Below are 23,596 nucleotides of genomic sequence, written 5' to 3'. Positions count from 1 at the left end.
AATCCCGTCATGGCCTCCCTCCTGCCCTCCGCCGGCGGCCTGCCCGCCGCTTCCGACGCGCGCCCCGAGCCGCCGCTCGCGGGGGTGCCGCAGGCCTTCGACCATCCCAACGACCGCGCCGAATTCCGCCGCCCGGCGCACCGCCCCGGCATCGAGCTGTACCGCGCCCACATCATTCGCCACGCCTTCGAGCCGCACACCCACGAGGCCTATGGCCTGGGCGCCATCGAAACCGGCGTGGAGCGCTTCCGCTACCGCGGCGCCGAACATCTGGCGCCGCCCGGCTCGGTGGTGCTGATGAACCCGGACGAACTGCACACCGGCCGCGCCGAGACCGCGGGCGGCTGGCGCTATCGCATGGCCTATATCGACCCGGACGTGGTCGCCGAAGTGGCCGGCGAGGCCGGCTGGTGGTTCGATTGCGCGGTGGGCCACGACGCCGCCAGCGCACAGCGCGTCACCGCCCTGCTCGACGCCCTGTGGGGCGCGCGCGAACCGCTGGCGTTCGACAGCGCGCTGCACGCGTTGCTGGCCGAGTTCCGGCGCCATGCGCGCGTGCCGGCGCCGCCGCGGCCCGAAGGCGCGCCGCGCTTCGCGCCGGTCATCGACTATCTGCGCGCCAATCTGGCGCGCCGCCTGACGCTGGAGGAGCTGGCCGCCGTGGCCGGCCTCAGTCCGTTCCACTTCCTGCGCAGCTTCCAGGCCCAGTACCACGCCACGCCGCAGCAGACGCTGATGGCGCTGCGCCTGTTCGAGGCCAAGCGCCTGCTGGCCGCCGGCGAGCCGCCCGCCCAGGCCGCGCTGGCCGCCGGCCTGACCGACCAGGCCCACCTGACCCGCGCCTTCACCCGCCGCTACGGCGTCACGCCCGCCCGCTACCAGAGGCAGGTGCGCGCCTGAGCCGCCCGGCGCCGGGCCGCGAATCGGCTGCCGCGCCTGGGCTGGCGGCCCGCAGCAATCTGGTACAAGACCGGCCGCCCCAGCCGCCGCTAGACTGCCCCGTCTATCAAATACCCGTTGGGAATCTTCATGTGGGCAGGAACCTTGTACGCGCTGGCGGCCGGACTGATGTGGGGGCTGGTGTTCGTCGGCCCGCTGCTGCTGCCGGAATACCCCGCCGCCCTGCAATCGGTGGCGCGCTATCTGGCTTTCGGCCTGATCGCCATCCCGCTGGCCTGGCTCGACCGCAAGGGGCTGCGCCAGCTCAGCCGCGCCGACTGGATCGAGGCCCTGAAGCTGGCCGCCATCGGCAACCTGCTGTACTACCTGTGCCTGGCCAGCGCCATCCAGCGCGCCGGCGGCCCGGTGCCCACCATGATCATCGGCACGCTGCCGGTGGTGATCGCCATCTGCGCCAACCTGCGCAACGCGCGCCGCGACGGCCGCCTGCCCTGGAAGCGGCTGGCGCCCTCGCTGGCGCTGATCGCGCTGGGCATCGCTTGCGTCAACCAGGTCGAATTGCAGGCGCTGCGCCAGGAGGCCGACGCCGACCTGTCGCGCTACGCCATCGGCGCCGTGCTGGCGCTGGGCGCCGTGGCGTGCTGGACCTGGTATCCGCTGCGCAACGCCGATTGGCTGCGCGACCATCCGGGCCGCAGTCCGCGCACCTGGGCCACCGCCCAGGGCGTGGCCACCCTGCCGCTGGCGCTGGCCGGCTACGGCCTGCTGTGGGGCGGCATGGCCGCCACCGGCAGCGGTTTCGACATGCCGCTGGGGCCGCGCCCGCAGGTGTTCCTGGGCCTGATGATCCTCATCGGCCTGTTCGCCTCGTGGCTGGGCACACTGTGCTGGAACGAAGCCAGCCAGCGCCTGCCGACCGCGCTGGCCGGGCAGTTGATCGTGTTCGAGACGCTGGCGGCGCTGGCCTACGCCTTCATTCTGCGCGGCAGCATGCCGCAGCCGTTGACGCTGGCCGGCATCGCCCTGCTGATGATCGGCGTGCTCAGCGCGGTGCGGGTCAAGCCCGAGCCGCTTGCCCGCTTAGACGGCGTCGGCGCTCAAGCGCGCGCCGGCAAGCGGACAAGGCCGCCAGGCCCTAGAATGCGAGGCGCTTTTTTTTGCGCGATCCAGGACCTGGATGCCATCACCCGGATCGGGACCATGGCCTGGCGCCGCCGGGCCGGCCGACCGGGACGCCGATCGATACCACACGCCTTCATGAAAACAACAACGGTTGCCCTGGCCGCGCTGGCATTTTCCGCGCTGGTTCAAACTTCGCCTTCCCATGCCGAGAACATCAACGGCAGGAATCTGTTCCAGCAACGCTGCGCCATGTGCCATGGCGCGGACATCAAGGGAAGCGGGCCGCTGGCCAGGAAAAGCAACCCGCCCACCCCGGATCTGACCACCGCCGCCTTCAGGAAGCGGCTGATCGACTATCCGGGCGTCATCGTGTCCTCGGTGATCCTGCGTCCCAACGGCGACCTGATTCCCAGGACCTTGCGCGAAAACGGCGTGAAGGTGCCGCCGCACGCCTGGACGGTCAAGGATTTCCGCGACCTGAATGAATACATGACCGGCGTGATAGCCAAGAGCCGCTGACGCACGATCCGCCGCCCTCGCCGACGCGCGCCGGTGGCAATGCCATGGCGGCGCGCGCACGACCGCGGCTAGATGATCTCCGACAGCCGCCGCAGGTCGTCGATGACCTCGAACGCGCCTTCGTCCAGCAGGCGTTTGCGCTGGTCCGGCCCGTTGTGCGAGGCGCCGATGTAGCCCACCGCGCGCATGCGCGCGGCGCGGGCGGCGCGCACGCCGGGCACGCTGTCCTCGACCACCACGCACTCCAGGATCGCGGTGCGCATCTGCCGCGCGGCGAACAGGAACACGTCCGGCGCCGGCTTGCCATGCGCCACCTGCGCGGTGCTGAATACGTTGGGCGCGAATTCCTCCCACAGCCCGACCAGCTTGAGCGCCGCCTCCAGCTTGGGCGGCGTGCTGCTGGAGGCCACGCAATACGCCATGCCGCGCTGGCGCAGGGCGGCCAGGGTCTCGCGCACCCCGGGCAAGGCGCGCAGCTCCTGGCGGAAGGTGTCCTGCAGCCGGTCGGCGTACTGGCGCGGAAAATCCGCCGGCAAGGCGCGCGCGTTCTCGTCCTGCAGGGTCTGCCACATATCGGCGTCGGGAATGCCGGCGAATCGCCGCGCCGCTTCCTGCGGCGTGATGGCGATGCCGTGTTCGGCCAGCGCGCGCGACTGGGCGCGGGCCGCGATGATTTCGCTATCGATCAGGACGCCATCGCAATCGAAGATGACCAGGCGCGGGGCGGGCGTAGGCATGGAGACTCCAGCGGGAACAATGCCCCATGATAGGCCGTTCGCATGACAGCCGCCGCATCGGCGCGCCGCGGCCGGATCCCGCCCTTACAAGCGGGTACCGTGCAGCCGCCGCAGGCGCCAGGCGATGGCCACGCCGCCCAGCGCCGCCGCCGCCACCACCAGCGAGGCCTGCGCCCAGCCATAGCGATCAATCACCCCGCCCACCGTCACCGGCCCGATCACCTGCCCCAGGTTGCTGCCCATCATCACCAGGCCGACCGTGGCCGCCGTCAGCGCGGGCCGCGGCGCCACCCGCGGCGCGGTGCCCAGCAGCGTCGCCGGGATCAGGCCGCCCACGGCCGAGAACAGCACGCACAGCAGGAAGGTCGGCATCGCCGGGAACACCGAGCGGAAAATCAGCAGCGCCACCCCGCCCATCGCCACGCTGGCGCAGGCGATCAGGGTCGAGCGCCGCCAGCCGCGCGACAACAGCACGCCGGCGCCCAGGTTGCCGATGATGTTGGCGGCGCTGGCGGCCGCGCTGTACAGCCCGGCGGTGGCCAGCGGCAGGCCGAGCTTGTCCATCAGCAGCACCGGCAGGAAGGTGAACAGCGCGAAGAACATCAGGCTGTAGAGCGTGAACGAAGCCGCCAGCAGCATCGGGCCGGCCGCGCCCAGCGTATCGGTGGTGTCCTGCCGCAGCCCGCGCCAGGACAGGCCGGCGCCGGCGGGCGTGGGCGGCGCCAGCGCGGCGACGCAGGCCAGCGCGATCACGGCGGCCGCGCCGGCGCACCACCAGTAGGCGTGCCAGTCGCCGAAGGCCTGCGAGGCCAGCATCGCGATCGCCATGCCCGCCGGCATGTAGCAGCTCCACAGCGCGAAGGCAAGGTCGCGGCTGGCGGGCAGCACCAGGCGCTGCAAGGCCGCCGGACCGGCCACCGTGATCAGCAGGAAACCCAGGCCCTCGATCACGCGCGAGGCCAGCAGCGCGCCATAACCTGGCGCCAGCGCGCCCGCCGCCGTGCCTGCCGCGACCGTCGCCAGGCCCGACAGCAGCATGCGGCGCGCGCCGAAACGCGCGATCACGCCGCCCGCCGCGATGCCGCCCAGCACGCCCAGGATCGAGAACACCGCCGTCAGCGTGCCGATCGACGCCAGATCCAGACCCAGGTCGCGCCGCAGCAAGGGCGCCGCGATGATCACCTTGCCGACCTGCAACGACGCCACCACGCCGGCGCCCACGATCGCCAGCACCGCTGCCCAACGGGTCGCCGCCGGCTGGCCGGCCCGCGCCGCGCCCTCCATCTTGTCCATCCGTGCCTCTCCTCGCTTGCAATGCCGCCAGCATGCCGGCCGGAACCGATTCTGATAAGTGATAATCTTTTGATGGAACCGATCTTGAAAATAGATCAGGACGCACGATGATAGACGCCCTCACCCTGGACCAGCTACGCGTGTTCGCGGCCGTGGCCGACACCGGCAGTTTCCGCGCCGCCGCTCGCCAGCTGGCGCGGGTGCAGTCGGCCGTCAGCCATGCCATCGCCAACATGGAAACGCAGCTGGGCGTGAAGCTGTTCGACCGGGGCGGCCACCGCCCTGTCATGACGCCGGAAGGCCAGGCGCTGCTGGCCAATGCGCGCGACATCCTGTTGCGGGTCGACGCCATGCGGGCCCGCGCCCAGGGATTGGGCGAAGGGGTCGAGCTGGAACTGTCGCTGGCGGTGGACACCCTGTATCCGATCGCCCAGGTCGGCGCCGCGCTGAACCGCCTGCGGGCGGCCTATCCGTCGGTCGCCACGCGCGTCGCGGTGCTGCCGCTGGGCGGACCGATCGCCGCGCTGCTCGATGGCAGCCACCAGTTGGGCATCATCGCCGGCGAACATTTCCGCCATCCGCGCATCGCCATGCAGGCGCTGTCGTCGGTGCAGATGGTGGCGGTGGTCGGCGCCAGCCATCCCCTGGCCGCGCGCGTGGCCGACGGCGCGGCGCTGAGCGCGCCCGATCTGGCCGATCACCTCCAGGTGGTGCAGATCGACCCGTCAACGCTCAGCGCCGGCCGCGACTTCGCGGTGCTGTCGCCGCAGACCTGCCGCGTCAGCGGCCAGGACACCAAGCATGCGCTGATCCTGGCAGGCCTTGGCTGGGGCCGCCTGCCGCTGTGGCTGGTGGCGCGCGACCTGGCCGAAGGCCGGCTGCTGCGCCTGCCCACCGGCAGCCTGGGGCGCGGCAGCCAGGTGGCCACGGAGGTCTACCTGGCGCATCGCATCGACCAGCCGCTGGGCCCGGCGGCGCGCACGCTGGCGGCGGCGCTGGCGGGGGACTGAGCCGGCGCGCCTTATCGGCGACAAACGCCCGCCTACCGCGCCCGCCTACCGCGCCCGGCGGCGCACCGACGCGCGCGCCGGCGACTGCCCCGCCCACCTCGGCGCCGACCATCGAAAGCGCGCGAATCCGGGCCCGCCCGCCTCAGGCGCGCGGCGGCTGCGCGTAGCTCACGCCCATGCCGGCGCGCACGTCGTTCTGGATGCCGTATGGCGGGATGGGATAACGCAGGCCATTGGCCGACAGCGCCTTCATCCCTTCGATCGCCATGGGCAGGTAGCGCGGCGGCAGCGCCATCAGCATTTCCTCGTCCGGCACGCCGCCGTAGCGGCGCTCGGCATAACAGGGCAAGGACAGGCTGGGCTCGCCGGTGGCCAGCGCCCGCCCCCAGGAGTCGGCACAGGCGGTCTCGCCCACCACGCTCCAGTCGAAGCGCCGGTAGTTTTTCCACTGCAGGCCATTGATCAGGATGATCATCTGCCCGGGCGTCGCATAGATCAGGCAGATGTCGGGCGGATCGAGCCGGCCCGAGGCCAGCGGCGACACCACCATCGCCCGGTACCTGCCCGCCGGCACGCAGGACAGGGCCTCCTGGCGGGCGCGGGCGTCGGCCTCGGTGGCGTGCCACACGCCGACGTACTCCTTGCCGCTGCGCCAGGCCTCGTCCTGCGGCCCCAGGCCGATCACCGCGCGGCACTGCGCGCCGACCAGGTCGTCGCCGGTGATGCCAACGGTCCAGCCCAGCCGCGCCGCCATGCCGACGACCTGGTCGGTGGTATGGGTGGCCTTGGGCCGGCGCAGCCCCTTCACGCCGGCCAGCGCCGCCTCGTCCTCGTACAGCTTCATGCCGATGACCGTGGTCTTGAGCCGCAGCAGGCGGTTCAGGTCATCGACCAGCGCCGCCCAGTCGCGCGGCGCATCCTGCGTGGTCACTTGGGTTGTCTCTTCCATGCCCGTCCTTTGGACTTGTCGTTGGAACGGGCAAGACTACACGAGCGCGGCGCGCGCGCGCCAACCCTGTGCGGCCGCAACCGCGCCGCCCGCGCTCAGGGGCGGCAGGACTTCATCAGGTACTTCGGCGATTCCACATAGCCCTGGCGGTAATAGAAGCGGTGCGCGTCAGTGCGGCGCTGGTGGCAGTGCACCTCGATGCGGTCACAGCCGCGCGCCCGCGCCAGCGCCTCGGCCGCCTCTTCCAGCGCCCGGCCCACCCCGCTGCCGCGCGCCGCGTCGCTGACACAGAAATAGGTGATGCGGCAGAAATCCCCGGGCAGCGCCAGTTGCGCCATGAAGTGCAGGCCGATGAAGCCCAGCAGCCGGCCGCCGTCCTCGGCCACCAGCAGCTCGGCATCGCGGTGCCCCAGCAGGCGTTCGATCTTCCCGGGCACGAAGCCCTCGGTGCCGGGATAACCCAGTTGGGCCAGCAGGTCAGCGATATCGGCGGCGTCGCCGGCCTGTGCATTGCGGATGATCATGGCGCCTCGCGCAAAAGCGTGGATGCTAGGCTGGCACGATGTCGCCGCGATGACCGCGCCCGGCCCCGCGCGCCGGGGCATCAGACGCGGTTGTCATCCTGCCGCAACATCCCGAACAACGCCTGCACCGCCGGCGAGCCGGCCGCGCCCGGCGCCGCGGCCAGGGCAAAGCGCCGCCGCACCGGCGCGGCCAGCGGCAAGACGCGCAGGCCCCGGCGGTTCTCCGGCAGCGTCAGTTCCGGCACCAGCGCCACGCCAACGTTCTCGCGCACCAGCGCAAATGCGCTGGCCCATTCCATCACCGTGGCGCGCACATCGGCCAGCGCCAGCCCGGCGTCCGCCGCCACGCTGCCGGCATGCACGCTGCAACCGCCGGTGGCCAGCACGAAGGGCTGCGCCACCAGTTGCGCCAACGTCACCGACGCGCCGCGCGCCAGCGGATGCGCCGCCGGCAGCACCGCCACCCAATCGTCCTCGCCGAGCGGACAGGTGGCCCGGCCGGGGGGAGGATTCAACACCACGCCCACGTCCACGGTATCCGCCGCCAGCAGGTTCTCGATCTCGCTGTCGCTGGCTTCCAGCGGCACCACCTCGATGGCCGGATGCAATTGGCGAAAGCGCCGCAACACCGGCGGCAGGATGGTCGAGAACACCATCGGGAAACTGGCCAGCCGCAACACCCCGCCGGGCGCGCCGGACGCCTCCTGCGCCAGCGCGCGGATGCGGCCCAGCGCGGCCAGCATGACGCGCGCCTCCTGCGCCACCCGCAAGCCCAGCGCGGTGGGCACGCTCTGGCGCCGCTCGCGGGTGAACAGCGGCGCGCCCAGGTGCTCTTCCAACTGGGCAATGGCCTGGCTGGCGCCCGACTGCGTCATGCCCACCTGTTTCGCGGCGTGCGTGATGTTGCCGGCGTCCACCACTGCCAGCAGCAGCCGCCAATGCATCAGGTTCATCATGGCATCAGTTCAACTTATTTCATGTTTATGAAGCAGTAATTTTACGGATACTTCGGCAATAGGCATCCTGACGCTTCCCCCTTCCTGGAATGCCTTGCATGAAGCTCTACTACGCCCCCGGCACCTGCTCGCTGTCCCCCCACATCGTGCTGCGCGAACTCGGCCTGTCTTTCGACCTTGCGCGAGTCGACAACCGCAGCAAGCGCACCGCCGACGGCGGCGACTTCCTGTCCATCAACCCCAAGGGCTACGTCGCCGCGCTGCAACTGGACGACGGCCGGGTCCTGACCGAAGGCCCCGCCATCGTCCAATACCTGGCCGACCTGCGGCCCGAGGCTGGCCTGGTCCCGCCCGCCGGCAGCTGGGCCCGCAGCCAGTTGCACGAATGGCTGAACTTCATCTCGGCGGAAATCCATGGCGGCTTCGGTCCGCTGTTCAATCGCGGTCTGCCCGAGGCGGCACGCGCGTGGTGGCAGGCGCGGCTGGAAAAGCGACTGGATTACGTCGCCGCCGCCCTGCGCGAGCGGCAGGCCCTGGTACAGGATCGTTACGGCGTGGCCGACATCTATCTGTACTCGGTGCTGCGCTGGGCGCCGCAACTCGACGTGGACCTGACGCGCTGGCCTGTCTTGATGGAGTTCCAACGCCGCGTCGAAACCCGCCCTGCCGTGCGAGCCGCGCTGGCCGCGGAAGCGCGGGGTTGAGCGGCAAGGGAACGGCGCGCCATCGCCCTCACTAGCCGCCTGGCCTGCGGCGCGCTACGCCCCGATGGTGCGCAGCGCCCGCTGGCAGATGCGCTGCGTCGCCGCGACCGGGCTGTGCGTCAGCCAGCGCGCGCACACCCGCCGGACCCAGTCGGGCTGGTCCTTGCTGGCGTCGTTCAACCAGTTCGCCACCGAATCCTGCACATAGACCGCCGGATCGGCGCGCAGCGGCTCCAGCAGCGGCAGCGCCCGCCCCGGATCCGCCTTGAGCGCGGCGATGTGCGCGCACCAGACGCCGCGTGGCCGCAGCGCCTCGCTGGCAAAGCGGCGCAGGCGCTCGGACGGCAGCGCCGTCCAGGGTTGCAGTTGCGTGATGGCCGCGTCCAGCTCGGCCGTCAACGCCGGCCGCAGCGCCAGCCAGGCCCATTCGCGCACGCCGAAGTGCGCGTCGTCGGCCAACGGCCGGATGCGCGCCAGGCGCTGCGCCAGCGGCACATCCGGCGCCGCCCCGATCATGAAGCAGGCCCAGCCTCGCGCGGTGTCGGACGCCTGCGCCGCCATCCGCGCGCAGCCGGCCGGGCCCAGGCGTTCATGCAGGATGCGCGCCGCCACCGCCATGCGCCTGGAGATGCCGAGCGCCGCCGCGGCCCGCATGGCGGCGATGCCATCGGCGCCCACCTCGGGCGCCAGCGCCTGCATCAACCGGGCAAAGTCCACCGCCAGGCACTCGGTCAGGTGCGTGGCCGGCGCGCCCGCGTTCAGCCGCGCCAGGCGGTCGGCGCCGATGTCCTTGACGCCTCGACGGGCGGCGCTCATGGCGCATCCTTCGCCAACGCCGCGCGCCCGCTGTCGGTGCCGCGCCATACCTTCGCCAGCAGTTCGCCGAGCTGGCGCCGCTCGGTGGGCGAAAGCGGGTCGAACAACGAGCCGATCCACTGCGTGTGCTCCTTGAACAGCCTGGCCGCCGCCGTCCTGCCCTTGGGCGTCAGGACCACCGCGATCCGGCGCCGGTCGTCCTGCCCCGGCTGGCGCGAAACGAAGCCGTCGCGCTCCAGTCCATCGAGCAGGCCGGTGACGGTGGCGCGCGTCACGCCCGCGCGCGCCGCGAGTTCGTGCGGCGACAGGCCGCCCGCCTGACCGTGCAGCAGGAACAGCAGCACGAACTTGCCTTCCGATAACTGCCGCGGCGCCAGGCGCGCGGCGCAATCGCGGTCGATGGCGCTGGCCAGGGCCAGCACCTGCAAACACAACCGCATGCCGTCCGCGGATTGCAGCCCGCGGCGGGCGGCCTCGTCCAGCAGCGCGTGGTGCTTGGGTTCCAGCATGGCGGAAATAAGGGAAATGGCGGGTGGCATGGGGTTTCGGCATTTGATACGGCAGCATATGATAAGGCCCCTAATCATATGAGACAACCCGGCGGGACATGGCGACATCCCGCCGATCGATCGCCCCCGCGCGGCGCCCGCCTGGCGAAGTGCTAGCATCCGAAGCATGACTTCGATCCTGCACGCCCACCCCATCGACCCGGCCATCCGCGAGCGCGTCATGGCGACCCTGGAACACATCGAACAGCGCCACGATGTCCGCGTCCTGCTCGCCTGCGAATCCGGCAGTCGGGGGTGGGGCTTCGCCTCGCCAGACAGCGACTATGACGTGCGCTTCCTGTACGTGCACAAGCTGGACTGGTACCTGCGCGTGGCGCCCCAGCGCGACGTGATCGAGCTGCCCATCGACGACGAGCTGGACGTGTCCGGCTGGGAACTGCGCAAGGCGCTGCAACTGCTGCGCGGCTCCAACCCCACCCTGTTCGAATGGCTGGATTCGCCCGTGCTGTATCGCCAGGACGACGCCACCAGCGCCTGGCTGCGGCACTTCCGCAGCGCGTATTTCTCGCACACCAAGGGCCGCTGGCATTACGTGGCCATGGCCGGTCGCAACTTCCGCGAATCGCTGCAGGGCGACACGGTGCGGCTCAAGAAATACCTGTACGTGCTGCGTCCGGTGCTGGCCGCGCAATGGATCGACAGCGGCCGCGGCATCCCGCCGATGCGTTTTGCCGACCTGGCCGATGCCATGGTCACCGACCCCGCGCTGCGCGACGAGATCAACGCGCTGCTGGCCATCAAAATGCAGGCCGGCGAGGCCGAGCACGGCCCGCGCTTCCCGCTGATCCACGCCTATCTGGAAACCACGTTGCCGACCCTGGAAAAGGCGCCCTTCTTCGACCGGCCGGACGGCCAGACCGAGCGGTTGGACCGGTTCCTGTACGAAGTCGTGACCGGCGCGCCGCTGACGTATTGAGCGCCGCCGCAATGCCGCCCACCCCGACCATCACCCTGCGCCGCCTGCGCACGGACGACGTACCCATGATCCTGGCGCTGGAATCCGACCCCGAGGTCATGCGCCACAGCACCGGCGTCAAACCCGCCACGCAGGCGCGCCGCCAGGAACTGCTGGAATGGTTGCGCATGCCGCCGGATGACATCGGCCATTGGGCGGTGGTCGATCCCCACGATGTCGCGGTGGGCTGGATCAGCCTGACGCGGCTGGAGGACACGGGCGCATTGCAGCTGGCCTACCGGCTGCTGCGGGCGGCGTGGGGTCGCGGCTATGCCACGCAAGCCGCGCGCCAACTGTGCGATTACGCCTGGCGCGCGCTGGACGCCACGGAACTGGTGGCCGTCACCTGGCCCGACAACCTGGGCTCACAGCGCGTGCTGGACAAGCTGGGCTTCACCTTCCGCGCCATTGAAACGCATTATGGCCGCGACACTCGCGTCTACGTGCTGGCGCGTCCGGGTCACTGATCGCCGACCTGAACGCCGCCGTTCACTCGCTTTGGCATGGCGCCACGCGATCGCGGCGGTCCGGTCGCGCATGAGCGATGCGCCGGCCAGCGCTTTGCGGGTACCCTATCGCCTTTCCATCAACCGCACAGTCCCTCATGTCCGACACCACCCAGCCCTTCGACGTTTCCAACTACATCGCCCAGAGCCTGGAAGGCATGCGGGCCGCCACCTCGGCGCACTGCGCCACCTGGCACCTGGACGAAGCCGAGCAATGGTCCTTGGACATGGACAGCGGCCTGATCGTGTTCCAGCTGCCCGGCGGCATCACCGCGCAAGCGCCGGTGCAGATCGTCGGCACCTCCAATAGCGAGGACAGCAGCTTCCTGTGGGGCTGGGATCACCCGTCGGTGCCCGCCGAACTGGCCGAACACGCCCAACTGGCGCTGGCCTTCGGCAAGGCCCACGGCCTGGAGGCATACACCCACCGCAACGTGCCATGCGATGACGCCCTGGCCTGGGAATTCACCGCCGTGGCCATGCGGCTGGGCGAGGCCAGCGGCTCGTACCGCGCGCGGGCCTCGGAGACCGCCCACGTCTGGATGACGTTCGGCCAGGTGACCTTGTCCAAGGCCTGACGCGCCGGCGGCGCGCGCCACCGCGCCGCCGTCAGGCCGCGTCCGGATGAATCCCGGTATAAGCCGCGCGCGGCCGGATCACATCGGGGCTGCCGCGCTGCTCCAGGCCATGCGCCAGCCAGCCGATCGAGCGTCCCAGCGCGAACAGGCCGAAGGCCGCGCCCGGCGGCAGGCCCAGATGGCGCCGCACCGCCACCAGCGAGAAGTCGACCGAGGGCCGCTGCCCCGATAGCTCGAACGCCTGCTCGATCAATGTCTCCCACTCGGGGCGCCGCGGCAGTATCCGCGCCAGCAAGGCGCTGGCGCGCGGATCGCCCGCGGGGTAAAGGTGGTGGCCAAAACCCGGCATGTCTTCGCCCCGCGCCAGCCGCTCGCGCAAGCCCCGCGCCAGCCGCTGGCCGGCGTCCGCGCCGCCGTCGCCACGTTCCAGTTCCTCCCACATCGCCTCGACGCGCGCGGTGGTGGCGCCGTGGCGGCCGCCCGTCAACGCCGCCAGCCCGCCGACAATACCGGCGCGCAGGCTGGCGCCCGTGGACGCGATGCAGCGCGCGGTAAAACTGGAGGCGTTCAGTTCGTGGTCGGCGCACAGCACCAGCGCCATGCGGATAAGATCCGCGCCCGCCGCGTCCACGCCCCAGGCGCGGGCGCACTGCGCGTGGATCGGCGCGTCGTCCGGCGCGGTCTGCAGCAGGCAGGCCGCCAGCGTGCGCACCAGCGCGCCGCAGCCCTGCGCCTGGCGCTCGGGCGAGCGCTGCCACAACGCGGTCGCATCGTCATCGCTGGCCGCCGTGAACAGCGGCAACAGCGCGGCCTCGGCGCGCTGGCCGCGATGGCGCGCGAACAGCGCCGCCAGATCCTCGGGCAACCGCGGCGCGGCCGCGCCGAACGCCATCGCCTGGTCACATTGCCACAGATGCGCGGCCACCGCTTCCACCGAGGACGATTGCGCCAGCGCCACGGCGTTTTCACCGCGATAGAACAACTGGCCATCCTCGATCAGGGTGATGGCCGATTCCAGCACCGGCAGGCCCCAGTTCAGCGTCGCCTTGGCCACCTCTTTCGGCTTGCGGCCACGGGTGCGCTGCGCCGCCAGCCGTTCGACGTCCTCGGCCAGGTAGCGGCTTTCGCGCGGCGTGGCGCCGGCCTCGGCGTGCAGCAATCCCCGGCTGACGTAGGCGTACAGGGTCTGGCGCGACACCCCCAGGCGGGTGGCCGCGGCGGCGGAGGTCAGGTAATTGGGCATGGGTTGCGAGACGGGGAACGAAGGCAATGGGTTGATTATATTAATCAATATTGACAATTAATGCGGCAAGATGAATCCTGGCGTCATCGCTCAACGTCCCGGAAGCAACATGTCCACCATCCATCGCCCCCTCCCCCCCTCGCCCGCCACCGCCGACTACCTGCGCCAGTTCTGGCTCGCGGCGGGCGGCGATCCCGCCCTGCTGAGCCAGGTCGCCATCACCGGCCAGGGCGCCTTGCCCTCGGCCTTCGCCGTCACGGAATTCGCCACCGCCGCGATCGGCGCCGCCGGCCTGGCCATGGCGGAATTCGTTGCGGCCGGCGCAGGCGCGGCCGGTGCGCCCGCCGTGCCGGCGGTCGAAGTCGACCAACGCCTGGCCTCTGTCTGGTTCGGCACCAGCCTGCGCCCCATCGGCTGGAGCATGCCGCCGCTGTGGGACGCCGTCGCCGGCGACTACCGCGCGGCGGACGGCTGGATCCGGCTGCACACCAACGCGCCCCATCATCGCGACGCCGCCCTGGCGGTCCTGGGCGTGGCCGCCGACCGCGACGCCGTCGCCCGCGCCGTGGCGCGCTGGCGCGCCGACGAACTGGAAGCGGCGGTGGTCGAACACAACGGTTGCGCCGCCGCCATGCGCGGCCTGGACGCCTGGCGCCAGCATCCGCAAGGCCAAAGCGTTGCCGCCGAACCCCTGCTGCACCGCGCCGCCAGCGGCGGCGGCGCCCGCCCTGCCTGGCGCATTTCGCGCCAGCGCCCGTTGCAGGGCCTGCGCGTGCTGGACCTGACCCGCATCCTGGCCGGCCCCGTGGCCACGCGCTTCCTTGCCGGCTTTGGCGCGGACGTATTGCGCATCGACCCGCCCGGCTGGGAAGAGCCCGGCACGGTGCCCGAGGTCGTGCTGGGCAAGCGTTGCGCGCGCCTGGACCTCAAGTCCGCCGAGGGGTTGGCCACGCTGCAACGCCTGCTGTCCCAGGCCGACGTGCTGATCCACGGCTATCGCGCAGACGCCCTCGCCCGCCTGGGCCTGGACGCCGAGCGCCGCCGCCAGCTCAACCCGACGCTGGTCGACGTATCGCTGGACGCCTATGGCTGGAGCGGTGCGTGGCGGGGCCGCCGCGGCTTCGACAGCCTGGTGCAGATGAGCACCGGCATCGCCGAGGCCGGCATGCGCGCCAAGGGTGGCGACCGCCCGGTGCCGTTGCCGTGCCAGGCGCTGGACCACGGCACTGGCTATCTGATGGCGGCGGCGGCGATCCGGGGCTTGACCGAACGGCTGGCCACCGGCGCGGGCAGCACCACGCGCGCGTCGCTGGCCCGCAGCGCGCAACTACTGGTCGCGCATGGCGGCTTGCTGGAAGGCGGGCCGGCATTGGCGCCGGAAAGCGCAGCCGACTGGTCCGAACAAATCGAGGCAACCGCGTGGGGCCCGGTCCGGCGCGTCAAGCCGCCGCTGCGAATCGCGGACACGCCGCAATCTTGGGATTACCCGGCAAGCGCCTTGGGATCCTCCGAGGCGGCCTGGCGCGATGGCTCGCGTTAGCCCTCGGCCGCCTCAAAGCACAAACGCGCGCAAGTTGGCGACCCGTTCGGCCAGGCCGTCCGCGCCCAGGTAATGGCCCAGCTTGCCCGCTCGCACGCGGCGCAGGTCTTCCTCGTAGCGGGCCGCCATCGCGTCGCGCGCCTCGGCATACGCCGCCGCGATCCCTCGCCGGCGGCGGCGGCGATCACGCGCGCGGCCTCGGGCGACCCGCAGGCCACACAGCGCGCCACGCCCAGGCCGTCGGCCCGCGCCCCGCGCGCCAGCAACTGCGCCACCAGGTCGGCGGGCGGTTCGCGATCGAATCGATGGATCGCCTCCGCGCTGACCGGCGTGCCGGCCCGCAACAGCGCCCGCGCCGCCGCGTAGGCGTGCTGCGTCAGCACCACGTCCAGCGCCAGCGCGCTGCCGCGCAACGGCTGGTCAAAGCCCACGCCCTGCGCCGCCAATTGCGCCACCAGCGCGCCGTCGTCATGCGCCAACGCATGCCGCAAGGCCAGCCTGGCCAGCGTGGGCGACTGGCCCAGCGTGCCGGCCGCCAACGGCGCGCGCCAGTCCACCAGCGCGCGCCGATAGAACGCCGCCAGCTTGTCCGCCAGGGCCTGCGGCATGCCGTGATCGGCCACGCGCTCGTCCAGGTATTCCAGCACCCGTATGCCGGTGCTGTCGGGGTCGTCGATATCCTGCTCCAGGTAGAGCGCGGCAAAGGCCGCGCGCAGGTCCGCCGCGACGGTCGCGATGGCGTCCTGCTGCAACGCATGCGTCCAGCCCGGCAGCCCCTGCTTCCAGGCCACGATGCTGCCGGCCCGCGGGCCGGGCTCCACGCACACATAGATGCGGTCGCAGTATTCGAAGCCGCCGATCGGCAGATAGCGCAGCTTGCCGTCCCAGGCCTCGCCGTGTTCCGCGGCGGCCTCTTCGGCGCATTCCTGCTCGTGCTCGATCCAGCCCGCCAGGTCGCGGTATTGGTCACTGCCGTCATAGAACAGCTCGGACCAGCTGAGGGCCTCTTCGTTGCCGTCCATGCGCGCATGCAGGTCGTAGGCCAGTTCGCCGCCGGCGGTCAGGCGCCACAAGTCGCGCAGCGCATCGGGCAAGGGGCCGGCACAGGCCGCTTCGATCTCGTCGATGCGCGCCTCGTCCAGGGGCGGCTGGACCGCGATCAGGACGCGATCGGCGAACAGGGCAATGCCGTGTTGGCGCAGCGACTGGATGTCGTCGGCGGAAAAATGATGCTCGCTCATGTTCAGGTTTCCTGGGAGATGGCGGTTCGGATTCTACCCGTGGGGGATGGCGACGACGCCACGGCAGACGCAGGCGCCTTGCCGCATCGCCGACGAACTCCCCGCGCCCGCGGCGCGGTGGTAGATTGGCGGCATCCACGAATGGACGTGGCAACGGGAAACGGCAGCGATGGCGGGAGCGTCATGGACGGGCTGATCATGGCCGCGGCGCGGGCGCTGGCCAGCGGCGATCCGCTGGGCGCGTTGAGCCGGGTGGCACTGCGCGACGATGCGCCGGCGCTGGCACTGCGCGGCATCGCGCTGGCGCAGCTGGGCGACTTCGAACGCGCCCGGCCGCTGGTGCGGCGCGCCGCCCGCGCGTTCGGCGCCCGGGACCCGGTGGCGCGGGCCCGCTGCGTGGTGGCCGAGGCCGAGATCGCGCTGGCCGCGCGCGACCTGGGCTGGCCACAGACAGCGCTCGATACGGCCCGCGCCACGCTCGAGCATCATGGCGATCGGCGCAACGCGGCATATGCCGGCTATATGGCCGGCCGCCGCCTGATCCTGATGGGACGGCTGGAGCAGGCCGAGCAGGTGCTGTCGGAACTGAATCCCGCCCCTTTTCCGCCGGCCTTGCGAGCGGTGCACGAGCTGGCCCTGGCCGGCATTGCGCTGCGGCGCCTCCAAGCCACGGCGGCACGCGCCGCGCTGGACCTGGCCGCGCGCGCCGCGCAAGCGGCCGGCATCCCGGCGCTGCAGGCCGAGGTGCGCCAGGCGTCGCTCGCGCTGGAAGCGCCGGCCGCGCACCTGCTCCGCGCCGGCGACACGCAGGTGCTGCGCCTGGAGCAGGTGCAAGCGCTGCTTGCGTCCGACACGCTGGTGATCGACGCATGCCGTTATGCCGTGCATGGCGCGGGCCGCACCCTGGCCCTGGCCAGCCGGCCCGTGCTCTTCACCCTGGCGCAGGCGCTGGGCCAGGCGTGGCCGGATGACGCGCCGCGCGACGCCTTGATCGCGCAGGCGTTCCGCACCCGCCATCCGGATGACTCGCACCGCGCGCGGCTGCGGGTGGAAATCGGCCGGTTGCGGGCGGCCCTGGCGCCCTGGGCAGAAATCCGGGCAACGCGGCAAGGCTTTGCATTGATGCCGGCCGCGCGCGCCGTTGCCGTGTTGACGCCGCCGGTGCGGGACCGCCACGCCGCCGTGCTGGCGCTGCTGGCCGACGGCCAAGCCTGGTCCAGTTCGGCGCTGGCGCTGGCCACCGGCGCCAGTCAGCGCCAGGTGCAGCGCGCCCTGGAGGCGCTGGCGGCCTCCGGCCAGGCGCATTCGCTCGGCCAGGGCCGGGCGCGGCGCTGGCTCACGCCGCCCCTGCCCGGTTTCGCGACGACATTGTTACTCCCGGTCCCGCTGCCGAATGCCTAGCATGGACGTGTCATCCCCCTAACAAGGACAGCGTCATGAAAACCAAACCCGCGGAAATCCTCCGTGAATACGGCCCCTTCCCCGGCGTCACGGACGTGCACGGCGTTTCGTACGACGGCAGCCGCATCTGGATCGCGGTCGGCGACAAGCTGCACGCGCTGGATCCGGCCAGCGGCGACGTGGTTCGTACCATCGACGTCATCGCCCGCGCCGGCACCGCCTTCGACGGCAAGCACCTCTACCAGTTGGCCGACAGCATCATCCAGAAAATCGACCCGGCATCGGGCCGCGTGCTGGCCACCGTGCCGGCGCCCGAAGGCGGCGGCAATTCCGGCATGACCTGGGCCGAAGGCATGCTATGGATCGCGCGCTACAAGGACCGCAAGATCCACCAGGTCGATCCCGCCACCGGCGCCGTCCTGCGCACCATCGCGTCCGACCGCTACGTGACCGGCGTCACCTGGGTCGATGGCAATCTGTGGCACGGCACCTGGGAGGACGACGCCAGCGAGCTGCGGCGGGTGGACCCCGCCAGTGGCGAGGTGCTGGAACGACTGGCGATGCCGCCCGGCGCGTACGTGTCCGGCCTGGAATCGGACGGCGGCGACGTGCTCTATTGCGGCGGCGCCAGCAGCGGCCGGGTGCGCGCGGTGCGCCGGCCACGCGCCAGCGCCTGATCCGCCCCGATCCGCCCCGATCCGCCCCGCTTCCCCCGACCCACCCTGATCCTCCCCGATCCGCGCTGCCCCGCGATACCCCGCCGGCCAGCGCGGAGGGCGTTCCTGTTTGCGGCGCGGGTCGTCCGCCGCCGGAGCCGAGGCGCCCGCGCCGCGAGTTTCCCGCGCCCCCTGGCGCCGCGCCGTCCTGACAAATTGTTGCAGGCATTGGCGCGGCGGCCCTTTTCCGACCCAGCGAGCCCCCGCCAGCGTGTAAACTCCCCCCTTTTTGACTCTGGTGGTATGTTGCAAGCCCCACAGCGCACAGGTTTAAGCGGCCCGACGCTCATTCGCTTGCTGACTCGCCTGACGGAAGTCGACGCGCCGGAATCCCGGCAGCCGTTGTCGGATCATCTGAGCCAGTGGCTCGGCTGGACCGACGCGATTGCCCTGTCCGCCGCCCTGAACAACCGCCCGCCGGCGATCGCGCCGGGCGCGCGCCAGTTCAGCAGCGCCGAGGAGCGCGAGTGCGAGCGCGTCCGCACCACGCTGGCCGATGCCATCGCCAGCGACACCGCGGCCACGGCCGCCAAGCGGCAGATGCCGGGACAGGTGTCCGCCAAGGTGGCGGCGCTGCAGGCCGACGACGCCGATTACTCGAATTTTCGTCAGCGTTATCTGTCGTTGCAGCACACGATGGAAACCAGCATCGGCAACCTGCGCAGCCGCCTGCGCGGCATGCTCGCGGCCAAAACGCCGGAGATGACGCGTCTGGCGGTGGTGGACGCCATCATGGACCGCGCCCTGCTGCCGCGCGAGCGGACGCTGCTGGGCGCGATTCCGAAGCTGCTGCAGGGGCATTTCGACCGGCTGCGGCTGGCCGAACAGGCCGCGCTGGAAGCGGCGGCGCAAGCGCAAGCCGAGAGCGAGGTCCCGGCCGGAACCGCGGACGAGCCGGCGGCCGATGCCCCCGCGCCGGCCGCGCCGGGGGGCAGCGCAACGGACGACGCTCCCGCCGCCGCCGCGCCTGCGCAGGCGGCGGCCTGCGCGGCGCCGCAACCCGCTTTATCCGCGCCCACGCCGGGCGCGTGGCTGGAGACGTTCCGCAAGGATATGCGCAGCGTGCTGCTGGCCGAATTGGATGTTCGTTTACAACCGGTGGAAGGGCTGCTTGCCACCCTTCGCGCCAGCTAACCGGGACACTATGTCCAAGTATCTGATCAATATCGTTGTTTTCCTCAGCGGCCTGGCCGTGGCCGGCTGGATCGGCGCGGGCTACGCGGGCACCAATCCCCTGGCGCTGGCCGTCACGCTGCTGATCTGCGCCTGCTACGTGGCGGGCGCGCTTGAATTGCTGCGCTACCAACAGGCCACCGCGTCGCTCAGACGCGCGGTCGGCAACCTGTCGGAAGCGCCCGCCAGCCTGGGCGGTTGGCTCGACCAATTGCCGGCCGGCCTGCGCAACGCCGTGCGGCTGCGCATCGAAGGCGAACGCGTGGGCCTGCCCGGCCCGGCATTGGCGCCCTACCTGGTCGGCCTGCTGGTGCTGCTGGGCATGCTGGGCACCTTCCTGGGCATGGTGGTGACGCTGCGCGGCACCGGCACCGCCCTGGAAAGCGCCACCGACCTGGCCGCCATCCGCGCCTCGCTGGCCGCGCCGGTCAAGGGCCTGGGCTTCGCCTTCGGCACCTCGATCGCGGGCGTGGCCACCTCCGCCATGCTGGGCCTGCTGGCCGCGCTGTGCCGGCGCGACCGCATCCAGGCGGCGCAACTGCTGGACGCCAAGGCGGCCACCACGCTGCGCCTGTACAGCCAGGCGCACCAGCGCGAAGAGAGCTTCAAGCTGCTGCAGCGCCAGGCCGAAGTGCTGCAACGGCAGGCCGAGGCCATGCCCGCGCTGGTCGACCGCCTGGACGCCATGATGCGCAACCTGGAGCAGCAGAACCACACGCTGAACGAGCGCCAGCTCGCCAGCCAGGATGCGTTCCAGGGCAAGGCCGAGGCCGCCTACGCGCGCCTGGCCGCCGTGATGGAACAATCGATGAAGGAAAGCGTGGCCGAAAGCGCCCGCTCGGCCGGCGCGGCGCTGCAGCCCGCCGTCGAGGCCACCATGGCCGGCCTGTCGCGCGAGACCGCCTCGCTGCACGAAAGCGTGACCCAGGCGGTGCAGCGCCAGCTGGACGGCATGACCGCCGGCCTGCAGGCCGCCACCAGCAACGTGGCCGGCATCTGGAACCAGGCGCTGGCCGGCCAGCAGCGCGCCAGCGAAGCGTTGGCGCAGGACCTGCGCGATTCGCTGGACCGCTTCGCGCAGACCTTCGAGCAGCGCTCGGCCGCCCTGCTGGACAGCGTGTCCGAACGGCTGGAAGCGTCCTCGGGCAGCATGTCCGAAGCCTGGAACGTGGCGCTGAGCCGCCAGGAGCGCGCCAGCGAGAAACTGGCCGGCGACAATCTGCAGGCGCTGACAGCCGCCGCCGCCAGCTTCGAGCAGCACTCGGCGTCGCTGCTGCGCACGCTGAACCAGTCGCACACCGCCCTGCAATCCGAACTGGCCTCGCGCGACCAGCAACGCCTGGCGGCGTGGACCGAAACCCTGGGCGCGTTGTCCGCCACCCTGCGCCAGGAATGGCAGCAGGCCGGCGCCCAGGCCGCCGAGCGCCAGCTCGAAATCAACCAGGCCCTGGCGCGCAGCGCCCAGGAACTGACCGAGCACGCGCAGACCCAGGCCGGCCTGCTGGAGAACGTGTCGGCGCGCCTGGAAAGCGCCGCCGGCAACGTCTCGGCGCAATGGCACGAGGCGCTGGAGCGCCAGTCGCAGGTCAGCGACAAACTGGCGGGCGACAACCGCGAAGCCCTGGCCGCCGCCGCCGCCACCTTCGAACAACACGCCGCGACGCTGCTGCGCACGCTGGACCAGTCGCATGCCGAGCTGCAGGCCGCCCTGACCTCGCGCGACGAGCAGCGCCTGGCCACGTGGGCCAGCACGCTCGGCGCCCTGACCGACAAGCTCGGCCGCGAATGGGAACAGGCCGGCGCGCAAGCCGCCGCCCGCCAGCAGGAAGTCAGCCAGACGCTGGCGCGCACCGCCCAGGACCTGGCCTCCCGCGCCGACGCGCAGGCCGCGCTGCTGGACACGGTCGCCGCCCGCATCGAAACGGCCGCCACCGGCGTGACCCAGGCCTGGACCGAGGCGCAGGTGCGCCAGGAGCTGACCAGCGAGAAGCTGGCCGGCGACACGCAACAGGCCCTGGCCACCGCCGCCGCCGCGTTCGAACAACATTCCGCGTCGCTGCTGCGCACGCTGGACCAGTCGCATGCCGAGCTGCAGGCCGCCCTGGCCTCGCGCGACGAAGCGCGCCTGGCCGCCTGGCACGCCTCGCTCGGCGCCATGGCCGCCGACCTGGGCCGCGAATGGCGCCAGGCCGGCGAGCAGACCGCCGCCCGCCACCAGGAACTGGAACAACTGCTGGCGCGCACCGCGCAGGACCTGACCACCCAGACCCAGGCGCAGGCCGCGCTGCTGGAAAACCTGTCGGCCCGCCTGGAAACGGCGGCCGGCGGCGTGACGCAGGCCTGGACCGAGGCGCAGGTACGCCAGGAGCTGGCCAACGAGAAACTGGCCAGCGACAACCAGCAGGCCCTGACCACGGCGGCGTCCGCCTTCGAACAGCATTCGGCATCGCTGCTGCAGACCCTGGGCCAATCGCAGGCCGGCCTGCAGGCCGAGCTGGCCGCGCGCGACCAGGAACGCCTGGCCGCCTGGACCGGCGAGCTGGGCCGCATGGCCGAAGCGCTGCGCCAGGAATGGGAACAGGCCGGCGCCCGCAGCGCCGCCCTGCAGCAGGAAATCTGCGCCACCCTGGCCCAGACCGCGCAGGACATCGCCACCCAGACCGAGGCCCACGCCAGCGGCACCATCGCCGAGATCGGCCAACTGGTGCAGGCCGCCTCCGAAGCGCCGCGCGCGGCCGCCGAAGTCATCGGCGAACTGCGCCAGAAACTGTCGGACAGCCTGGCCTACGACAACGCCATGCTGGAAGAACGCAACCGCCTGCTGGACACGCTGGCGACGCTGCTGGATGCCGTCAACCACGCCTCCAGCGAACAGCGCAGCGCGGTGGACGCGCTGGTGTCGTCGTCGACCGACCTGCTGGACCGGGTCGGCGCGCAGTTCACCGAGCAGGTCGAATCCGAAACCGCCCGCCTGGACGACGTGGCCGCGCAGGTGACCAGCGGCGCGGCCGAAGTGGCCAGCCTGGGCGAAGCCTTCGGCGCCGCGGTGCGCCTGTTCGGCGAGTCCAACGACAAGCTGGTGGCGCACCTGGAACGCATCGAGGCGGCGCTGGACAAGTCCATCGCCCGTGGCGATGAACAACTGGCCTACTACGTGGCACAGGCGCGTGAAGTGGTCGACCTGAGCACCATGTCGCAAAAGCAGATCGTCGAGAACCTGCGCGAACTGGCCAGCCAGCGCGCCGCCACCGCCGGAGCGCAGGCGGCATGAGCGCGGGCGAGGACATCGACGGCGGCGTGGAACCCGCGGTGCCGACCTGGGCCGTCTTTGGCGACCTGATGTCGGTGCTGCTGGGCGCCTTCGTGCTGATCCTGGTGAGCGTGGTGGCCGTGCAGCTGGAGCTGTCGACCCAGCTGGAACGCGAAGTCAAGCAGCGCCAGGAAGAGACCCAGCGCCGCCAGACGCTGGAGCAGGCCCTGGCCGTGCCGCTGGCGGCCGGCCGCGTGACGCTCATCAACGGCCGCATCGGCATCAGCGGCAGCGTGCTGTTCGCGCTCAATTCCGACCAGTTGCAGCCGGAAGGCCGCGAGGTGCTGAAAAGCCTGATCGAGCCGCTGTCGGCCTACCTGAAGGCCAATGACGAGATCCTGATGGTCAGCGGCTTCACCGATGACCAGCAGGTGCGCGAGGGCAACCGGCGCTTTGCCGACAACTGGGACCTGTCGGCGCAGCGCGCGCTGACGGTGACCCGCGCCCTGATCGACGAAGGCGTGCCGTCGTCGCTGGTGTTCGCCGCCGCCTTCGGCGCCGAGCAGCCGGTGGCCTCGAACGCCGATGAAGACGGCCGCGCGAAGAACCGCCGGGTCGAGATCACCCCCATTCCCAAGCCGTCCAACAGTGCGGAGCCAGCGCGTGGCCAGTGACGGCGGCCTGGGCCCGGCGGTGACGGCCGGCGCGGATATCGCGCCCGCCGACGCCACGCTCGCCACCTTGCAGGCCTGGCGCGAGCGCGGCGACGACCGGCTCGATCCGGTCGGTTTCCATTTCATCGAGGCGCTGGCCCGGCGCGCGGCCGCCCACGCCGGCGCGGCCCGCGCCCGGCTGGACGAGCGGCTGGCGCAGTTGCTGCGGGCGTATGCGGCG

23 protein-coding genes and 1 pseudogene are annotated in these 23,596 nt (G+C 71.6%); 15 read left to right on the top strand and 9 right to left on the bottom strand.

Annotation, left to right across the window (positions count from 1 at the left end; all coding sequences use genetic code 11):
* The first annotated feature begins 9 nt into the window (after window positions 1-9).
* The 3 genes and pseudogenes from AruCF_RS12185 to AruCF_RS29480 all read left to right on the top strand — a co-directional run bounded on the left by AruCF_RS12185 (window position 10) and on the right by AruCF_RS29480 (window position 2,541).
* On the top strand, window positions 10-900 hold the full coding sequence (locus AruCF_RS12185; protein WP_275255922.1) for an AraC family transcriptional regulator: 891 nt from the start codon (window positions 10-12) through the stop codon (window positions 898-900).
* A gap of 129 nt (window positions 901-1,029) precedes the next feature.
* A pseudogene (locus AruCF_RS12180) lies at window positions 1,030-1,974 on the top strand (DMT family transporter); the annotation flags it as partial.
* Between the two features lie 183 nt (window positions 1,975-2,157).
* Complete coding sequence (locus AruCF_RS29480) at window positions 2,158-2,541, top strand: c-type cytochrome (protein WP_059270944.1); 384 nt, start codon at window positions 2,158-2,160, stop codon at window positions 2,539-2,541.
* 68 nt (window positions 2,542-2,609) lie between these two features.
* On the opposite strand, the gene AruCF_RS12175 is transcribed toward AruCF_RS29480, so the two are convergent.
* Both AruCF_RS12175 and AruCF_RS12170 read right to left on the bottom strand, forming a co-directional pair.
* Window positions 2,610-3,278, bottom strand: coding sequence for an HAD family hydrolase (locus AruCF_RS12175; protein ID WP_054416583.1), 669 nt, complete (start codon window positions 3,276-3,278; stop codon window positions 2,610-2,612).
* An 84-nt stretch (window positions 3,279-3,362) separates the two neighbouring features.
* Entirely contained in the window at window positions 3,363-4,571 is a 1,209-nt protein-coding gene (locus tag AruCF_RS12170) for an MFS transporter (RefSeq protein WP_063568859.1), read from the bottom strand.
* A gap of 107 nt (window positions 4,572-4,678) precedes the next feature.
* Between AruCF_RS12170 and AruCF_RS12165 the strand changes: the two genes are divergently transcribed.
* Window positions 4,679-5,581 (top strand): LysR family transcriptional regulator, encoded by a 903-nt coding sequence (locus tag AruCF_RS12165; protein ID WP_063568860.1) that lies wholly within the window; start codon window positions 4,679-4,681, stop codon window positions 5,579-5,581.
* 142 nt (window positions 5,582-5,723) lie between these two features.
* Here AruCF_RS12165 and AruCF_RS12160 read toward each other — a convergent pair whose 3' ends face one another.
* The 3 genes from AruCF_RS12160 to AruCF_RS12150 form a co-directional block, all read right to left on the bottom strand.
* On the bottom strand, window positions 5,724-6,530 hold the full coding sequence (locus AruCF_RS12160) for a DUF169 domain-containing protein (protein WP_054416586.1): 807 nt from the start codon (window positions 6,528-6,530) through the stop codon (window positions 5,724-5,726).
* 95 nt (window positions 6,531-6,625) lie between these two features.
* Window positions 6,626-7,054 (bottom strand): GNAT family N-acetyltransferase, encoded by a 429-nt coding sequence (locus AruCF_RS12155; RefSeq protein ID WP_063568861.1) that lies wholly within the window; start codon window positions 7,052-7,054, stop codon window positions 6,626-6,628.
* An 80-nt stretch (window positions 7,055-7,134) separates the two neighbouring features.
* Complete coding sequence (locus tag AruCF_RS12150; protein WP_054416588.1) at window positions 7,135-8,010, bottom strand: LysR family transcriptional regulator; 876 nt, start codon at window positions 8,008-8,010, stop codon at window positions 7,135-7,137.
* Between the two features lie 98 nt (window positions 8,011-8,108).
* Between AruCF_RS12150 and gstA the strand changes: the two genes are divergently transcribed.
* Entirely contained in the window at window positions 8,109-8,714 is a 606-nt protein-coding gene (gstA, locus tag AruCF_RS12145; RefSeq protein WP_063568862.1) for a glutathione transferase GstA, read from the top strand.
* A gap of 54 nt (window positions 8,715-8,768) precedes the next feature.
* On the opposite strand, the gene AruCF_RS12140 is transcribed toward gstA, so the two are convergent.
* Together AruCF_RS12140 and AruCF_RS12135 are read right to left on the bottom strand one after the other, a co-directional pair.
* On the bottom strand, window positions 8,769-9,530 hold the full coding sequence (locus tag AruCF_RS12140) for a DNA alkylation repair protein (protein WP_054416590.1): 762 nt from the start codon (window positions 9,528-9,530) through the stop codon (window positions 8,769-8,771).
* Window positions 9,527-10,069 carry a MarR family winged helix-turn-helix transcriptional regulator gene (locus tag AruCF_RS12135; protein ID WP_063568863.1) on the bottom strand — a complete coding sequence of 181 codons (543 nt, stop codon included), beginning with the start codon at window positions 10,067-10,069 and terminating at the stop codon, window positions 9,527-9,529. The genes AruCF_RS12140 and AruCF_RS12135 overlap by 4 nt, the downstream gene beginning before the upstream one ends.
* Before the next feature lie 136 nt (window positions 10,070-10,205).
* Between AruCF_RS12135 and AruCF_RS12130 the strand changes: the two genes are divergently transcribed.
* From AruCF_RS12130 to AruCF_RS12120, 3 genes are all read left to right on the top strand, one after another.
* On the top strand, window positions 10,206-11,015 hold the full coding sequence (locus tag AruCF_RS12130) for a nucleotidyltransferase domain-containing protein (RefSeq protein ID WP_063568864.1): 810 nt from the start codon (window positions 10,206-10,208) through the stop codon (window positions 11,013-11,015).
* An 11-nt stretch (window positions 11,016-11,026) separates the two neighbouring features.
* Window positions 11,027-11,521, top strand: a complete 495-nt coding sequence (locus AruCF_RS12125) for a GNAT family N-acetyltransferase (protein WP_063568865.1) — start codon at window positions 11,027-11,029, stop codon at window positions 11,519-11,521.
* Between the two features lie 137 nt (window positions 11,522-11,658).
* Window positions 11,659-12,138, top strand: a complete 480-nt coding sequence (locus AruCF_RS12120; protein WP_063568866.1) for a DUF6882 domain-containing protein — start codon at window positions 11,659-11,661, stop codon at window positions 12,136-12,138.
* 31 nt (window positions 12,139-12,169) lie between these two features.
* Here the strand turns inward: AruCF_RS12120 and AruCF_RS12115 are convergent, their stop codons facing one another.
* Window positions 12,170-13,381, bottom strand: coding sequence for a citrate synthase family protein (locus AruCF_RS12115; protein ID WP_083036748.1), 1,212 nt, complete (start codon window positions 13,379-13,381; stop codon window positions 12,170-12,172).
* Window positions 13,382-13,490: 109 nt separating this feature from the next.
* Between AruCF_RS12115 and AruCF_RS12110 the strand changes: the two genes are divergently transcribed.
* Window positions 13,491-14,921, top strand: a complete 1,431-nt coding sequence (locus AruCF_RS12110) for a CoA transferase (RefSeq protein WP_083036747.1) — start codon at window positions 13,491-13,493, stop codon at window positions 14,919-14,921.
* Here the strand turns inward: AruCF_RS12110 and AruCF_RS12105 are convergent.
* The gene (locus tag AruCF_RS12105; RefSeq protein ID WP_367644014.1) at window positions 14,918-16,162 is read right to left on the bottom strand and encodes an SMI1/KNR4 family protein; all 1,245 of its coding nucleotides are present in this window, start codon (window positions 16,160-16,162) and stop codon (window positions 14,918-14,920) included. The genes AruCF_RS12110 and AruCF_RS12105 overlap by 4 nt on opposite strands.
* 183 nt (window positions 16,163-16,345) lie before the next feature.
* On the opposite strand from AruCF_RS12105, the gene AruCF_RS12100 reads away from it, so the two are divergent.
* The 6 genes from AruCF_RS12100 to AruCF_RS29885 form a co-directional block, all read left to right on the top strand.
* On the top strand, window positions 16,346-17,563 hold the full coding sequence (locus AruCF_RS12100; RefSeq protein ID WP_063568870.1) for a hypothetical protein: 1,218 nt from the start codon (window positions 16,346-16,348) through the stop codon (window positions 17,561-17,563).
* Between the two features lie 35 nt (window positions 17,564-17,598).
* Complete coding sequence (locus AruCF_RS12095) at window positions 17,599-18,240, top strand: Vgb family protein (protein WP_059270966.1); 642 nt, start codon at window positions 17,599-17,601, stop codon at window positions 18,238-18,240.
* Window positions 18,241-18,522: 282 nt separating this feature from the next.
* A complete protein-coding gene (locus AruCF_RS12090; protein WP_083036745.1) occupies window positions 18,523-19,413 on the top strand; it encodes a DUF3348 domain-containing protein in 891 nt (296 codons plus the stop codon).
* Window positions 19,414-19,423: 10 nt separating this feature from the next.
* Window positions 19,424-22,723, top strand: coding sequence for a DUF802 domain-containing protein (locus tag AruCF_RS12085; RefSeq protein ID WP_083036744.1), 3,300 nt, complete (start codon window positions 19,424-19,426; stop codon window positions 22,721-22,723).
* Window positions 22,720-23,376 (top strand): OmpA family protein, encoded by a 657-nt coding sequence (locus AruCF_RS12080; protein ID WP_063568873.1) that lies wholly within the window; start codon window positions 22,720-22,722, stop codon window positions 23,374-23,376. The genes AruCF_RS12085 and AruCF_RS12080 overlap by 4 nt, the downstream gene beginning before the upstream one ends.
* The coding region (locus AruCF_RS29885; RefSeq protein ID WP_254431196.1) for a DUF2894 domain-containing protein at window positions 23,366-23,596 on the top strand (231 nt) is incomplete at its 3' end. The genes AruCF_RS12080 and AruCF_RS29885, both read left to right, overlap by 11 nt.

This window comes from Achromobacter ruhlandii (assembly GCF_002082135.1).
GTDB classification, from domain to species: domain Bacteria; phylum Pseudomonadota; class Gammaproteobacteria; order Burkholderiales; family Burkholderiaceae_B; genus Achromobacter; species Achromobacter ruhlandii.
The sequence above is the reverse complement of the archived record's forward strand: the minus strand, read 5'-3'. Positions and strand labels throughout refer to the sequence as shown.